At 71.1% G+C, this 15,551-nt stretch carries 13 protein-coding genes; 10 read left to right on the top strand and 3 right to left on the bottom strand.

Annotated elements, in window-relative coordinates:
* Window positions 1-67 precede the first annotated feature (67 nt).
* The 8 genes from glf to BJ999_RS05630 all read left to right on the top strand — a co-directional run bounded on the left by glf (window position 68) and on the right by BJ999_RS05630 (window position 12,093).
* A complete protein-coding gene (gene glf / locus BJ999_RS05595; protein WP_179832292.1) occupies window positions 68-1,237 on the top strand; it encodes a UDP-galactopyranose mutase in 1,170 nt (389 codons plus the stop codon).
* On the top strand, window positions 1,234-3,279 hold the full coding sequence (locus BJ999_RS05600) for a glycosyltransferase (RefSeq protein WP_229810223.1): 2,046 nt from the start codon (window positions 1,234-1,236) through the stop codon (window positions 3,277-3,279). The genes glf and BJ999_RS05600 overlap by 4 nt, the downstream gene beginning before the upstream one ends.
* Window positions 3,276-4,145: an ABC transporter permease gene (locus BJ999_RS05605; protein ID WP_179832293.1), complete on the top strand. Its 870-nt coding sequence runs from the start codon at window positions 3,276-3,278 to the stop codon at window positions 4,143-4,145. Before BJ999_RS05600 ends, BJ999_RS05605 begins: the two co-directional genes overlap by 4 nt.
* A gap of 3 nt (window positions 4,146-4,148) precedes the next feature.
* The gene (locus BJ999_RS05610; protein ID WP_229810222.1) at window positions 4,149-4,979 is read left to right on the top strand and encodes an ABC transporter ATP-binding protein; all 831 of its coding nucleotides are present in this window, start codon (window positions 4,149-4,151) and stop codon (window positions 4,977-4,979) included.
* 63 nt (window positions 4,980-5,042) lie between these two features.
* Window positions 5,043-7,718, top strand: a complete 2,676-nt coding sequence (locus BJ999_RS05615; protein ID WP_179832294.1) for an HAD family hydrolase — start codon at window positions 5,043-5,045, stop codon at window positions 7,716-7,718.
* A complete protein-coding gene (locus tag BJ999_RS05620) occupies window positions 7,708-8,805 on the top strand; it encodes a class I SAM-dependent methyltransferase (protein ID WP_218934952.1) in 1,098 nt (365 codons plus the stop codon). The genes BJ999_RS05615 and BJ999_RS05620 overlap by 11 nt, the downstream gene beginning before the upstream one ends.
* A gap of 119 nt (window positions 8,806-8,924) precedes the next feature.
* On the top strand, window positions 8,925-9,815 hold the full coding sequence (locus tag BJ999_RS05625; protein WP_179832295.1) for a class I SAM-dependent methyltransferase: 891 nt from the start codon (window positions 8,925-8,927) through the stop codon (window positions 9,813-9,815).
* A gap of 244 nt (window positions 9,816-10,059) precedes the next feature.
* On the top strand, window positions 10,060-12,093 hold the full coding sequence (locus BJ999_RS05630; RefSeq protein WP_179832296.1) for a hypothetical protein: 2,034 nt from the start codon (window positions 10,060-10,062) through the stop codon (window positions 12,091-12,093).
* Window positions 12,094-12,109: 16 nt separating this feature from the next.
* On the opposite strand, the gene BJ999_RS05635 is transcribed toward BJ999_RS05630, so the two are convergent.
* Together BJ999_RS05635 and BJ999_RS05640 are read right to left on the bottom strand one after the other, a co-directional pair.
* Entirely contained in the window at window positions 12,110-12,298 is a 189-nt protein-coding gene (locus BJ999_RS05635; protein ID WP_179832297.1) for a DUF397 domain-containing protein, read from the bottom strand.
* On the bottom strand, window positions 12,289-13,221 hold the full coding sequence (locus BJ999_RS05640; protein WP_179832298.1) for a helix-turn-helix domain-containing protein: 933 nt from the start codon (window positions 13,219-13,221) through the stop codon (window positions 12,289-12,291). The genes BJ999_RS05635 and BJ999_RS05640 overlap by 10 nt, the downstream gene beginning before the upstream one ends.
* Before the next feature lie 20 nt (window positions 13,222-13,241).
* Between BJ999_RS05640 and BJ999_RS05645 the strand changes: the two genes are divergently transcribed.
* Window positions 13,242-13,640, top strand: coding sequence for an ATP-binding protein (locus tag BJ999_RS05645; protein WP_179832299.1), 399 nt, complete (start codon window positions 13,242-13,244; stop codon window positions 13,638-13,640).
* Between the two features lie 19 nt (window positions 13,641-13,659).
* Here BJ999_RS05645 and BJ999_RS05650 read toward each other — a convergent pair whose 3' ends face one another.
* Window positions 13,660-14,613, bottom strand: coding sequence for a LysR family transcriptional regulator (locus BJ999_RS05650; RefSeq protein ID WP_179832300.1), 954 nt, complete (start codon window positions 14,611-14,613; stop codon window positions 13,660-13,662).
* A gap of 110 nt (window positions 14,614-14,723) precedes the next feature.
* On the opposite strand from BJ999_RS05650, the gene BJ999_RS43430 reads away from it, so the two are divergent.
* Window positions 14,724-15,482 (top strand): phosphotransferase, encoded by a 759-nt coding sequence (locus BJ999_RS43430; RefSeq protein WP_218934953.1) that lies wholly within the window; start codon window positions 14,724-14,726, stop codon window positions 15,480-15,482.
* Window positions 15,483-15,551: the final 69 nt, after the last annotated feature.

Raw genomic sequence — 15,551 nt, forward strand, 5'->3', positions numbered from 1 at the left:
GGGATCCGGCCGGCGCCCCCGTGCGGCCAGGTCCCCCGCCCCCGCCGAGTCGGATGGACGCCGTCCAGTGAACGTTGATCTCGTGGTGGCCGGTGCCGGGTTCTTCGGTCTCACGGTCGCCGAACGATGCGCGGCCGGGCTCGGCCTGCGCGTGCTCGTGCTCGACCGCCGCGACCACATCGGCGGCAACGCCTACAGCGAGGCGGAGCCGGAGACGGGCATCGAGGTGCACCGCTACGGCGCGCACCTCTTCCACACCTCCAACGAGCGGGTGTGGGAGTACGCGAACCGGTTCACCGCCTTCACCGGCTACCGGCACCGCGTGTACTCCACCTACAAGGGCCGGGTCTACTCGATGCCGATCAACCTCGGCACGATCTGCGAGTACTTCGGCCGGGTCTTCACCCCCGACGAGGCGCGCGCGCTGATCGCCGAGCAGGCCGCCGAGATCCGCCGCCCGGCCAACCTGGAGGAGCAGGCGATCTCGCTGATCGGACGCCCGCTGTACGAGGCGTTCATCCGCGGCTACACCGCCAAGCAGTGGCGGACCGACCCCCGCGACCTGCCCGCGGAGATCATCACCCGGCTTCCGGTGCGCTACACCTTCGACAACCGGTACTTCGACGACACGCGCGAAGGGCTCCCGGTCGACGGCTACACCGCCTGGCTGGAGCGGATGGCCGACCACCCGGGCATCGAGGTCCGGCTGAACACCGACTTCTTCGACCTGCGGGACGACCTCGTCGGCAACGTGCCCGTCGTCTACACCGGCCCGCTGGACCGCTACTTCGACTACGCCGAGGGCGACCTCGGCTGGCGGACGCTGGACTTCGAGACGGAGGTCGTGCCGACCGGCGACTTCCAGGGCACCCCGGTGATGAACTACGCCGACGAGGACGTCCCCTACACCCGGATCCACGAGTTCCGGCACTTCCACCCCGAGCGTGCGGGCTACCCGTCCGACCGGACGGTCATCATGCGGGAGTACTCGCGGGCCGCCGCACGCGGCGACGAGCCGTACTATCCCGTCAACACCGCCGCCGACCGGGCCCGGCTGCTCGCCTACCGCGAGCTGGCCAGGCGCGAGGACGGCGTGCTCTTCGGCGGGCGGCTCGGCACCTACAAGTACCTCGACATGCACATGGCCATCGCCAGCGCGCTCACCATGGTCGACAACCGACTGCGTCCCCATTTCGGCGAGGGCTCGCGTCTCACTAGCGGAGGTATGGACGAGTGACCGAACACGCCGGGGCGTCCGAGCAGTCCGGCGCCGCCGGACTGCGGGTCCTGCAGCGCGTCGTGATGCCGGTCGACCGCGACCTGGACGTCCTCAAGCTGTACGTCGAGGGCGAGATCGCCCGCGGAGCCGAGGCCCTCGCCGCCGAGAGGGCCGCCGAGGCCGGGTCCCCGGCGGACGGGGCCGAGGGCACCGGCAGGCGCAGCGTCGTCGTGCCGGTCGGGCGCCGGGTCTCGTTCGCGACCTACTTCAACGCCTTCCCGGCCAGCTACTGGCGCCGCTGGACGTCGGTGGAGGAGGTCGTGCTCCGGGTCCGGGTGAGCGGCCAGGCCACGGTCATCGTCTACCGGTCCAGTGCGAAGGGCCACGTCCAGCGCGTCGACTCCGTTCGCGTCGACTCCGAGACCTCCCGCGAGGAGACGTTCCGGTTGACGCTGGACCCGTTCATCGACGGCGGCTGGTACTGGATGGACGTGCTCGCCGGGGAGGGCAACGCCGTCCTGGAGCGGGCCGACTGGTGCGCCGAGACGAGCGCCACCGGGCCCGTCCGGCAGGGGCGGGTCAGCCTGGGCATCACCACGTTCAACCGGCCCGGCTTCTGCGTCGACCAGCTCGTCGCGCTCGGCGGCGCACCCGAGGCGCTGGAGGTGGTGGACGCCGTCTACGTCGTCGACCAGGGGACGCAGCGCGTCCGCGACGACGAGGGCTTCGACCGCGCCGCGACCCTGCTCGGACCGAAGCTGCACGTCGTCGAGCAGGGCAACCTCGGCGGCTCCGGCGGCTTCTCCCGCGCGATGGACGAGACCCTCAAGGCCGGGACCAGCGACTACGTCCTGCTCCTGGACGACGACGTCGTCACCGAGACCGAGGGCGTCCTGCGCGCCGTCGCGTTCGCGGACTTCGCCCGGACCCCGACGATCGTCGGCGGCCACATGTTCAACCTGTTCGTCCGCTCGCAGCTGCACGCCTACGGCGAGACCATCGGACGGTACCGCTGGTGGTGGGAGGAGGCCCCGCACACCAAGCGCGAGCACGACTTCGCCAAGCCGCCGGACCCGAGCCCCCGCGCGCGGACCAGCTCCGGCAGCCTGCTGAAGACGAAGTGGCTGCACCGCCGCGTGGACGTCGACTACAACGGCTGGTGGATGTGCCTCATCCCCACCGACGTCGTCCGCAAGGTCGGGCTGTCCATGCCGATGTTCATCAAGTGGGACGACGCCGAGTACTGCGTCCGCGCCGGCGAGGCGGGCTTCCCGACCGTGACGCTGCCGGGCATGGCCGCCTGGCACGTCCCCTGGCAGGACAAGGACGACGGCATCGACTGGCAGGCGTACTTCCACGAGCGCAACCGCCTGGTCACCGCCCTCATGCACTCGCCGTACGAGCGCGGCGGCAACCTGCTCAAGGAGAGCTTCATCATCTCGGTGAAGCACGCGCTGGCCATGCAGTACTCCACCGCCGAGCTGATGCTGTCGGCGATCGAGGACGTGCTGAGCGGGCCCGAGCACATGCACGCGGGCATCGGTTCGAAGCTGCCCGAGATCCTCGCGTTCCGCGCCGACTTCCCCGACGCCCGCAACCGCGCCAGCCACGAGGAGTTCCCGCAGGTCCGGCGTGCCAAGCCGCCGAAGCGCGGGCGCGGGTTCAAGCCGCCGCGCGGCACGGTGAACGTGCTCGCGAGCGCGATGCTCGGCACCGTCAGGCAGCTCCGTCCGGTCGAACCCGGATCGCGCGGCAACCCGCAGGCCGTCGTCCCGCACATCGACCGGCACTGGAGCCTGCTGTCGCAGGTCGACAGCGCGCTCGTCTCCTCCGCCGACGGCACCAGGGTGGCCTGGTACCAGCGCGATCCGGAGCGTTTCCGGACGCTGCTGCGGCGCACGTCGCTGCTGCACGCCCGGCTCGGCCGCGAGTGGCCGGAGCTCAGCCGCCGCTACCGGGCCGCGATGACCGAGATCGCCTCCACCGAGGCCTGGCGGGCGACGTTCGACGCCGCGGGCGGCGGGGACGCCGGCGGCCCCGCCGCGGGCGGGCCCGGATGACCCTCGCGCCGGTCCGCGCCGACGAGGGGCTGCGGGCGCCGGGAGGCGACGGCGGCCTGCGGCGGACCTTCCGGGAGAAGTACCTGCTGCGGCTGCTGGTTCGCCGGGAGCTCAGGGCCCGCTACAAGGGCTCGCTGCTCGGCCTCGGCTGGTCCTATGTGCGGCCGGCCGTGCACTTCGCCGTCTACTTCTACGTCATCGGCGTCTTCCTCGGCATGGACGACCGGGTCGAGGACTTCCCGGTCTACCTGTTCGCGGGCATGGTCCTGATCAACCTGTTCACCGAGACGCTGCACTCGGCGACCCGCTCGGTGACGGGCAATGCCCCGCTCGTGCGCAAGGTGTTCCTGCCGCGCGAGCTGTTCCCGACCGCGTCGGTACTGGTCTCGCTCGTCCACTTCCTGCCCGGGATGATGATCCTGCTGGGTGGGGCCGTCGCCTCGGGATGGCGGCCGTCCCCCGTGGAGCTCGGCGCGGCCGTGTACGGGTTCGCGATCATCATCGTCCTCGGCTTCGGGCTCGGGCTGCTCTGCGCGGCCGTGAACGTGTTCTTCCGCGACCTGGAGCAGGTGGTGGACATCTCCATGATCGTCATCACCTGGTCGGTGCCGATGATCTATCCCTGGACCCACGTCCGGACGCACGCGCCCGGCTGGGTGCTGGACCTCTACCTCGCCAACCCGCTCGTCAGCGCCGTCTCCCTGTTCCAGCGGGCCTTCTGGCTCCCCGGGACCCGCGGCGACTTCGCGTTCCCGCCCCACCTCTACGCCCACGCCGGCATCTCCCTGGCCGTCAGCGTGCTGGTGTTCATCGCGGGGCACGCGGCGTTCTCCCGCATGCAGGCGCGCTTCGCGCAGGAGATGTAGCCGTTGAACACCTCGCACCCGGCCCCGTCGATCGTCATCGACCGCGTCACGAAGAACTTCACGCTGCGGCACGCCCGTTCGATCAAGGAGATGAGCGTCCGCGCGTTCCGCGGGCAGCGCCTGTCGGACCGGTTCCGGGCCCTGGACGAGGTCAGCCTCACCATCGGCCAGGGCGAGACCGTCGCGCTCATGGGGCTGAACGGGTCCGGCAAGAGCACCCTGCTCAAGCTGATCTCCGGGGTGATGCGCCCCGACACCGGGTCGGTCCTCGTCCGGGGCCGCGTCGCCGGGCTGATCGACGTGGGCGCCGGCCTGCACCCCGAGCTGACGGGCCGCGAGAACGTCTTCCTCAACGGCGCGATCCTCGGAATGCCGCAGGCCGAGATCGCGCGCAAGTTCGACGCGATCGTCGAGTTCTCCGGCGTCGAGCGCTTCCTGGACGACCAGGTGAAGTTCTACTCCTCCGGCATGTTCATGCGGCTCGCCTTCTCGATCGCGGCGCACACCGAGCCGGACGTCTTCCTCATCGACGAGGTGCTGGCCGTCGGCGACCCGCCGTTCCGGGAGAAATGCCTGGACCGCATCCGCGAGCTGCGCGGCGAGGGCCGGACCATGGTCGTCGTCGCGCACGACATCAGGATGCTCGTCGGGCTCTGCGACCGCGGCGTCACCATGCGGCAGGGCCGGGTGATCTTCGACGGGCCGACGGAGGAGGCCGGCCGGCTGGTCCGCGAGGACCGCGCCGCCCGCCGCGCCGCCTCGCAGGCCGGGAGGGCGGCCGGCGCGACCGCCGCACCGGGAGTTTCCGGGGGAAACGGAGATCTCGGTGGATAGGGTGTCCCGAGCCGCGGCCGGGGGCCGCGCACGCCGGTGCAGGACCAGGGGAGAGGTGCGGCGTTGACCAAGCAGGAGTCCGGCAGCCCGGTGCTCGACGACGTCCACCGCGTCATAGCCGACCGGGCGTGCGCCGTCCTGTCCCTGGACATCTTCGACACGGTGCTGTGGCGCCGGGTGCCCCGTCCCACCGACGTGTTCGGGCTGCTCGCGTCCCGGATGCGGGACGCGGGCCTCTGCCCGCCCTGGGTGACGGACGCGACGCTGCGCCGTATGCGGATCGCCGCGGAGGACGCCGCCCGCCGCGGCCGCGACGCCCTCGGCACGGAGGTCTCGCTCTTCGACATCTGGCGCGCCATGCCGGACGGCGTCTTCGGCGCCGCGTCGCTGGAGGAGCTGGTCGAGGCCGAGATCCGGCTGGAGCGCGAGCTGACCGTCGTGGACCTGGACGTGGCGGAGGTCGTCAGGGCGGCGCGCGAGCAGAAGCTCCAGGTTGTCTTGGTCTCCGACACCTACTTCACCGAGGAGCAGCTCGCCCTGCTCCTCGACCGGCCGGAACTCGGGCCGCTGGACGGCGTGCGCGTCTTCCGCTCGAACCAGCACGGCACCGCCAAGGCGTCCGGCCTCTGGGAGATCGTGCTGCGCGAGCTCGGCCGCGGCCCGGAGCAGATCGTGCACATCGGCGACCACGAGGTCGCCGACCACGAGGTGCCCGGCAAGCTCGGCATCCGCACCGTCCACTACCGCCGGCTCGACGACCCCTACCTCGACGTGCTGGGACGCGAGAAGGAACCCGTCCGGCCGTTCGGCGACCACGCCCCCGACCTGGACGACCGGCACGGCGACTTCGGCCTCACCAGCCTGCGCGCCAAGGCGGTGCACTCCGGCGTCCCGTTCACCACCTCCGCGCTGGACGTCGCGTGGCGCTACGGCGCGGGCGTCCTCGGCCCGGTGCTGACCGGCTTCGCCGAATGGGCGGCATGGCGGGCGCACGAGACCGGCACCCGCCGGCTGTGGTGCCCGATGCGCGAGGGCGAGCTGCTGTCCCGGCTGATCAACGAGGCGGCCGAGGCGCGCGGCTGGGACGTGCGCGCCGCCCCGGTGTGGCTGTCGCGGTTCACGACCTCGCTCGCCGGGCTCGACCCCCACGACACCGCCGCGGTGCACGCCTTCGTCCGCACCGGGTACCGGCTGACCGTCCGGCAGGCGCTGTCGGTCCTGGAGCTGCAGCCCGGCGACGTGCCGGGCCTCGCGACCGAGCTGGACACCGTCATCGACAACGGCGACATCGCCGAACGGGTCGCCCGCGCGCTGACCGAGACGCCGCACCTGTGCAACCGGCTCGCGGTGACCGTCACCGCCGCCCGCGAACGCATGATCAAGTCGCTGCGGGACGCGGGCGCCCTCGGCGAGGACGCGCTCGCCGCCGGCGAGCTGACGCTCGTCGACCTCGGCTGGGGCGGCACGATCCAGCGCCAGCTCGCCCGCGGCCTGGAGATCGCCCGCATCGACGTCAGGCCGGCCGGGCTGTACCTGGCCACCGACGGCAGGGCCGAGCGGGTCTTCATGGCCGGCCTGCGCGCCGAGGGCTACCTGGCGCAGACCGGGTACCCGGCGCACGTCGCCGCGACCGTCACCCGCAGCCCCGAGATCGTGGAGCAGTGCGTCAACGCGCTGTGCGGCTCCCTCATCGGCTACACCGAGGACGGTGCGCCGGTCCTCGGCCAGACGGCCGACTCGCCGTCCCAGAACGCCGAGCGCCGGACCGTGCAGGACGGCGTCCTGGCGTTCCAGCACATGTGGAACAGGTACGTCGCCGCCTCCGGCGGTGCCTGGCCGGACCTCGCCCGCCCGCCGGCGGCGCGGAACCGGCTCGCGCGCATCCTGGTGGCCGCGCTGGAGTCGCCCACCCCCGACGAGGCCGCCGTCTTCGGGAACTGGACCCACGAGGACAACTTCGGCTCGTCCCTGGTCACCACGCTGCTGCCCGCCGACCTCAAGGCGGCCGTTCCGTACCTGTCGCCGGGAGACCTCGGCGACCTGGACATGCGCGACTCGTTCTGGCCCGCGCTGATCGCCGCGTCCGACACCGGGCTCGGCGCCATGGCGAGGGCCGTCGCCGACGGCGCCATCGACGCGGAGGCGTTCGACCCGTCCGGCGAGAAGCACGAGACGCGGCTGCGGTTCCGGACGGCCGACGACCGGTGGCACGAGCCCGTCCGGCGCCGCGTCCGGATCAACCACAACGGCCTGTCGTTCTCCCGGCTGTCGTTCGAGCACCACGACACGGTCGACATCTCGCTCGCGATCCCCGGCCGTCCCGCGATCGTGCGGGTCGACTGGATCGAGGCCAGGGTCATCGCGGGCGGGCGGCGGCGCGAGCAGGTGCTGCGCTGGGACAAGCCGGAGGACTTCGTCGGCCTGCACTACGCCGACTGCCGCTACCTCGGCGGCAACCTGATGGAGTTCGACACCTCCTACGCGGCCGTGTGGCTCCCGCTGGCCCGCCGCGCCGGGGTGCCGGCGGTGTCGTCCGGGCAGATCACGATCGCTTTCGCGATGCTGCCCCAGTCGTCGACCGGGATGGCGCCGCGCATGCCGGTGGACCGGAGGGCCGAGCGGGCCGCCCGCGCCGCGCGGCTCACCGAACGCTTCCGCGCGGAGTACCGGACCGCCGGCGTCCGGGGCATCGCCGCCGGAGCCGGACGAGTGGCCAGGAGGAAGCTCGGTGACACGTGACTTCGGGGCGGCCGTGACCGGGTCCCCGGACGATCCGCACGAGCAGGCCCGCGCCGCCCGCGAGCAGCCGTTGCTGCTGCACTCGATGGCGGTGTTCCGCGAGCTGTTCGAGACGGTCTTCCGCTGCCGCGACGTCGGTGTCGTCGTCGAGGTCGGCGTGGAGTCGGGGCAGGTCAGCGCGCTGTACGCGGACCTCGGCGCGACCGTCCACTGCGTCGAGCCGGCGCCCGGCGAGGAGTTGCGCGCCGTCCTGGACGGCGACCCCCGCCTGAACCTCGTGGAGGGGCTGTCCCCCGCCGTCCTGCCCGACCTGCCGGTGGCGGACCTCTACATCCTGGACGGCGACCACAACCACGCGGTCGTCCGCGACGAACTCGCCTGGATCATGGCGAACGCCCCGGACGCCGTGGTCGTCCTGCACGACGTGCTGTGGCCCTGCGGGCGCCGCGACTTCTACTACCAGCCGTCGCCGCTCGCGCCGCAGGACGCGCACCCGGCCACGACCGACGGCCCGACGGTGTGGCACGACGAGCTCACCCCGGCCGGGTTCGTCGGCGACGGCGCCTACACCGTGGCCGAGCGTGCGGGCGGACCGCGCAACGGCGTCCTCACGGCCGTCGAGGACGCGCTGGACGCGGCCCCCGGCTGGCGCTTCGAGATCGTCCCCGCCGTCTTCGGCTTCGGCGTCCTCGCCAGGACGTCCGCCCCCGGCACGGACACCCTCTTCGAGGCCCTGCGCCCCTACACGTCCTCGCACCTGCTCGCCGCCCTGGAGAACAACCGCATCGCCCTCTACACCCGCGTCCTGCAACTCCAGTACGAGGCGACGGCCCGCACCGAGGACGCCACCCGGCTGACCGAGACCGTCAACGCCCAGCAGCAGGAGATCGCCCGCCTGACCTCCGAACTCGACCGCTCCAGAACGGAGCTGGCGGCACGGCGCCGGGAGGCGCAGGCGCACGGCGAGGACCCCGGCCGGGCCGTGACCCGCGCGGCACCGGACCCCGAACTGGGCGAGGCGATGTCGCATCTCGGGCGAGCGCTCTCCGCCCGCCTGCGCAGGACGCCCCCGGGCCGGGCGCGATGACCGCGGCACGGTGCCGGCCGGGCTGACCGCGCTCGATGTGGTGACCTGCAGGCCATGGGGCCGCGCACCCGAAGTGGACGTCTCCAGACGTGCGACATATTCAGGCGAAGGAGCTGACGATGACGGACTACGTCGCGAGCGTGGCGATGCACGAGGGGACGTGGGGGACGTTCCTCGAACCTGACCCCGCCCTGGAGGACGCAGAGAACCTGCACGAGATGCTCGGCATCCCCATTCTGAGCGGGCACCACGCCGATCTCACCCTGTTCCAGGGGCGCAACTCGGTCTTCGACCGCATCGCGTCCCGGTCCAAGGAGGTCGACCTCGCCTACGAGGACCAGTGCAGTGCCCAGCACTACTACGACGTGTTCAGCTGCGTCGAGCGCGAGCACGGCACACTGACCCGGCTCGTCGACGTCGGCGTGTTCATGGGCGGCTCCTCCTCCGTGCTCGCCGGCTGCGTCGAGCCGATGGGGCTGGAGCTCGATCTCGTCGACGCCAACTCGGTGTTCCTCCAGTTCGCCCGGGAGCGCGTGCGCCGCACCTTCCCGCGCGCCACGATGCGCGTCCGCATGTTCCATGGGGACCTGCCGACCTACGTCGCGAAGGTACTGCGCGCGGAGTCGGGTACCCGTGCGCTGATCCACCACGACGGGGCGCACGACTTCAACCAGGTCGTCAAGGACCTGAGCTCCCTGTACTTCGCCCGCGACCGGATCCACGGCGTCGCGCTCCAGGACACCCACCTGCGCGGCGAGATCGGTTACTTCAACTTCGTGGACGCGGCCGTCTACGCCATGTTCGGCGTCGACGTGAAGTACGAGGCGCTGGGCTCGCGGTACCCCCAGGGCTCGCCGGTGACCCAGCCCAACCAGTGGAACGGGAACTACTTCCTGGCCGACACGCCGGAGGGCATGTACGTCCCGTTCGACGGTGTGGAGTGGAAGTACCCGCATTCCATGATGGAGCTGGAGGCGTTCCTGCCGGTGAAGGCGCCCCCCGCCGGCTGACCGTGGCCGGATGCGGCCATCCGTGTGCGGCGGCGTGTCCGATCTTTCCCACGGGCTGACCTGGTGACCGATTTGACGAGCGAGACGGGTCGTCTCCGGGGCTGTTCCATTGAACGTGGCGCGGGAACGCGGGAAGCTCTTTACCCTGTGCTGTGTAGGAAACCGACCGTAAGCAACCGAACCGGCCACCCCCAGGCGTTCCCCACATTCCCGCGACTCCCAGGGGTCTCTCGACGTGACGGACATGGCGAGCGGGTCCGCGATGGCGCGGCTCACACAGGCCGACCGCGTCTACGTGGGCTGGCGCTACGCGCAGGTGCACCCCGACCCGGGGCCGCCCCCCGACCGGCCTGAGGAGCCCGCGCGGCCGCCGCTGCCGCCGCCCGCGCGGCGGCCCGGCGAGGACATGGCAGGAAGGCCGCTGCGCATCGCCTTCGCCGGCACGCTGGTGTTCGTCGGGCTGTTCCTCCTGTGCGGCGCCGCCGGGGTGATCCCGTGGGCGTTCGCCGCGGTGGCGCTGCTGGCGTGCGCCGTCGTCCTCGCCATCACCGGTGGCGCGCTGTGGCGGGACGAGCGGGGCGTCCGCGAACGGATCGCCCACGAGCGGGACGCGGAGGCGCGCGAGCGGGCCGCACGCGAGCGGGCCCGCAGGAAGGCCGACGAGGCCTACGCCAGGGAGCGGGCGGAGTGGGAGCGCCGCCAGTCGGCGTACGAGAGCCAGCGCGAGTGGTACCCGGTGGCCGTCCCGCCCGGGGTCGACCGGATGGACGTCGTGGGCGGGACGCTCGCCGGGTGGTCCGCGGCCGTCACGACGATGGGCGCGGCCAGACTGGCGGTGGGCGCGCGGCTGACGGTCATCGACCTGTCCGAAGGGGCGGTCGCGCACGACCTCCTCCGCCTCGCGGCGAACCGCGGCGACGACCCGCTCGTCTGGGTCCTGCCCGCCGACCTGCCGCGCCTGGACGCCACCCGCGGCCTGACCCCCGAGGCGCTCGCCGACGTGCTGTCCCTGGTCGTCAGCGCGGGCGAGGAGGAGGGCGGCACCCGCGACCTGTCCTTCGACAACTCGATCCTGGAACGCCTCATCGAGGTCCTCGGCCCGGACACCACGATCCCCAGGATCACCGCCGCCCTGCGCGTCCTCGCCCAGGTCGGCGACCCCCGCGACGACCTGCGCAAGGGCCTGCTCACCGACGAGCAGCACGAGCGCATCGCGACCCTCTTCGGCCGCGACGCCACCGACCGCATCGTCGTCCGCCGCGCGTGGGCGCTGGAGGCGCAGCTCCGCAAGCTGGAGAAGATCGCCACCGAGCCCGTCCGGCTGCCGCCCTCGCGCCTCCATGTGGTGTCGATGGACCGCCGCGCCGGGGTCCTCACCAACCGCATCCTCGGCACCTACGTGACGACCGCCCTCACGCACCGGATCCGAGAGGCCCCGCCCGGCGGCCGCTGGGACCACACGCTCTTCCTGTGCGGGGCCGAGAAGCTGCGCGGGGACGTCCTGGACCGCCTCATCGACGCCTGCGAGGCCACCGGCACCGGGCTCGTCCTCATGTACCGGTCGATCCCCGGCCACGTCCGCGAGCGCCTCGGCCGCCGCGGCCACGCCGCCGTCGGGTTCATGCGGCTCGGCAACCCCGAGGACGCCCGCGTCGCCGCCGAGCACATCGGCGCCGGGCAGCCGCTGCTCGTCGCCGAGATCACCGACTCGGCGGCCGAGACGCTGTTCGACGTCGCCGGCGAGACCTACGCCAGCACGGTCGCCTACGCCCGCCCGCGCGGCGACGGCCTCACGGACCCGGTCTGGTCGCCGCTGCCCGCCCCCGCCGCCGACGACTCCGTTCTCGTGGAGGGCATCAGCTCCGCGACCGCCTGGGGCCGTACGGTCGCCCGCCTGCGCCCCGACAAGCAGCGCTTCCGCGAACTCCTCGTCGAGCCCCCGCAACTCCAGGAGCTCCCGCCGACCGCCATGGTCTTCACCCACTCGGGCGCGACGGGCCGCCGCACCCTTCTGGTAGATGCGAACCCGGGCATCATCACGCTGCCGACCGCCCACTCGATGGAGTTCGAGGAGTACCTCCGCGAACAGGCGCAGACCCCAGAACAACCCGAACCCGCTCCAGCGGAGCCCTCGAAGCCTGCCGAGGTGCAGGCCCCACCACGCCTCCCCAAGGCCCGCCACGCCCTCCCCAGAGGCGCCACCCCCCGCCAACCACGCAAGGTCCCACCCCTGAAACCCAACGGCCGCCACAAGGCAAACCCGCCGCCCACCCCCTGACGGGGGTCGGGGTGGGTCAGCGGGCTGTGGGGGTGGAGTTCAGCGCGGTGCGCAGGGCCGTGCGGGTCAGCAGGATGACGGGACCGTCCGGGTCCTTGCTGTCCCGCACCGCCACCGCTCCGGCCGCATCCGCCAGTTCGACGCAGTTGCCGCCGTTAGAAGCGCTGTAGCTGCTCCGGCGCCACTTGATGTCTGTCAGGTCCATTTTTCCTGAGCCACCTTCCTGATTAGCTCGCGGGACATGTCTTCGGTGAGGGTTCGCGAGCGAAGCGCGACAAGCGTTCGTGCTAGCGCGGAAAGGTCTGTGGGGTCGTCGGTGGTGATGGCACGTATGGCTGTCTCGACATACGCGACCTCGCTTCGATCGTCCATCGTCGCGACCACGAATGCGCCTGTGTTTCCATCATGCTCGCCGCTTGTCAACACTACTTGAATCGTGACGTTGGGCAACATGCTGATCTCTATAAGGTGCTCAAGCTGTTCTCGCATCGTCTCAGCCGTGCCGACCGGTCGGTAGAGGGCTTGTTCATCGATCAGGAGTACAAGGGTGGGAGCGGGGATTTCTCCCTCCCTGGTGATGATCGCCTGGCGGCTGGTGCGGGCGTCGGCGGCGTCCTTGTTGTCGTGCAGGATCGCCAACGCGTAGGTCTGGGTCTGTGCCAAGCCCGGGATCAAGGAGTGCTCCCAGCAGACGAGCATGGCCGCTTCGGACTCGACTTCGGGCCAGTCGAACCAGATCGGTACGGGGTGGCCGTTTCTGTTGAGGTCCACCCAGAGCTTGATCAGCGCGCCGTCGGCCTTAAGGAGACGATCAACCGCATCGACGAAGTCCCGAGTGGCTCGCCTGGTGCCGTTCTCGATGCGGCTCACCTGCGCCTTACTGATGTTCATGTGATCAGCAATGGACTGTTGCGTGATCTCTTTTGCCTCACGCATCCGGCGTAGCTGGCCACCGAACGCGATCAGCGCGGGGGACTCCTTGGGGCGTTGACGCCGTGGAGGCATGAGCGCGAAGTTTCCTTTCCCTGGTACTTCACCAGGACGGCCTTCTCGTTTCCAGTCGTCACCAAGATGGTTTGGCAACAACACCATACCGAGAAACCTTGCTAATTGTGTGCTGTTCGCCACACAGAGTGAGGAGAAGGATCATGGGCGAGGCGGCGCGTCACGAGAACGAGATTGTGGTGAAGAACGACCTCGCGGTCGTCGCCGAGGTGCGGCGGTTCGTTCGGCTGGTCACCGGTCAGTGGGAAATGGATGACTTTGTGCCGTGCCTGGTGGCGAGCGAACTGGTCACCAACGCTCTCCGCCACGCGTCCGCGTCCGACGACGACGTGACGTTCCGGATCGGACGCACCGACGACGGCGCGCTGTGGATGGAAATCCAGGACGCGACTTGCGATCTGCCGCGCATCCAGCGCGCGGACACCATCAGCGAGACAGGCCGGGGACTGTTCATCGTCGACCAGTTCGCACGCTGCTGGGGTGTCCGCCCCCTGGCCGGCAACGCGGGCAAGGTCGTCTTCGCAGTCCTCAACACCTCATGAAGACCGGCGAAGGGGCGGCCTATCCCCGTCCGCCCCTTCGCTTGCCATCCGGGAAGCGGGGGCGGTCGGGGGTGGGGAGCCACTGGGATCGGGGGGTGTGGGGGCGGTAGCGGTGTTCTACGTGGGTGATGAAGTGGGGGAGGTGCGGGTGGCGGTTCGCCTCGTGCCACATGAGGGACCAGGGGTAGGCCGGGGTGGGGGCGGTCACGGCGATCTGGATGACGTCCGGGTGGCCGGGGAACTGGGTCTTGTTGCCGAAGGTGATGAGGTCGGGGGAGGCGCCGACCTTTTCCATGATGTGGTCGCGGCCGAAGACCGGGCCCGAGGTGTCGATCTGGATGCCGAACTCCGCGCTGAGGTGGCGGTAGTAGTCCGCCCACTCGCTTTCGGGCGTGTTGCCGGGCATCCAGGCCGTCAGGCCTGAGAGTTCGTTCATCGGCACGTTGAGGTGTCCCGCCAGGCGGTGCCGGTGGCCGACCAGGATGGGGATGGGCTCCAAAGCGGCCGGGATGCGTTTGATCCCTGGTGGGAGAGGGGCGGTGACCCGGCCGAAGGCGGCGTCGATCGAGCCGTCGGTCAGGGCCGTCCAGCGTGAGCCGGTGCCGCGGGAGACGACGATGTCGACCTCGACGTCGCCCGTCTCGTAGAAGGAGCGGACAAGGTCGATGGGGGCCGAGTTGTGGCCGAGCACGTCGATGCGCAGGGCGCGGCGGCGGGCGCGCAGCATCGCGGTGGCCTGGTCGGCGAGGCTGATCAACGCTCGGGCCTGCGGGAGGAAGGCCGCGCCGTCCTCGGTCGGCTTGGCTCCGGCGCGGGAGCGGTGCAGGAGCGGGACGCCGAGGGCCGCTTCGAGCTTGGCGATCCGCTTGGAGACCGCCTGCTGGGTCATGTCCAAGCGGTCGGCGGCCTCGGTGAAGCGCCCGTCGTCGACGACGGCGAGGAAGGCTCGGACGGCACCGAGGTCCAGCTCCATCAACATCTCCTGGTTGTCGTACGTTCGCGTGTCGGTTGTTGGCCGTTGCGGGGTTGTTTCGGGTCTGATGACGGTGCCGAGTGGCAATGCGACAACCAGGAGGAGTTTAGGTGGCCCCGTCCAGCGAACTGCGCCCGTTCCCCCACACCGGCCGTGTCGAAGAGGAGGAGATTCCGTTGAGCGGGGGGCGGATCACCGAGGGGGTCGTCCGGGTGGGTAAGACGGTGCGGCGGCCGGTGGGGGCCCACTCGCCGTTCGTGCATCGGCTGCTGCGGCATTTCGAGGCGGTGGGGTGCGACGCCGCGCCGAGACTGCTCGGGATCGATGGTCAGGGGCGGGAGGTCCTCAGCTTCCAGGAAGGTGAGACCCGGACGGAGTTCCGGGCTCGGGACTGGGCGCCTGCCCAGATCAGTGCCGCGGCGCGGCTGCTGCGCCGGTTGCACGACGCGAGTGCGGGCGCGGCGATCGCGGGCGGTCGGGAGACCGTGTGCCACAACGACTTCTCCCCGCTGAACGTCACGTTCGTCGACAGGCTGCCCGCCTCCACCTTCGACTTCGACCAGGCCGCGCCTGGGCCCCGTACGCGTGACCTCGCCTACGCCGCCTGGTTGTGGTTGTTCGGCGCCGATGCCGCCGGGCCTTTCGAGCAGCAGGTGGTCCTTTTGCGTACCTTTCTCGACGTATACGGGCTTGAGGACGAGCGTCGGCGGGGCTTTGGCGCGCTCATCGTCGCCCGGGTCGAGGACGAGCTCGAAATGCACCAGCGTGCCGGACGGATCACCGCCCCCGGCTCCTGGGTGCACTACGAGATCGCCTGGCTGAAGAGACATGCCGGTGCGATTGATCACGGCCCGCGAAGCAGCCGGTGACGTGAGGGGCGAAAAGGGGAGGGCGGGTTCTTCCTGGAGGGGCATTGGCTTGGGGGGCGGGGGCGGGAA

Source organism: Actinomadura citrea, from assembly GCF_013409045.1.
In the GTDB taxonomy this organism is placed as follows: domain Bacteria; phylum Actinomycetota; class Actinomycetes; order Streptosporangiales; family Streptosporangiaceae; genus Spirillospora; species Spirillospora citrea.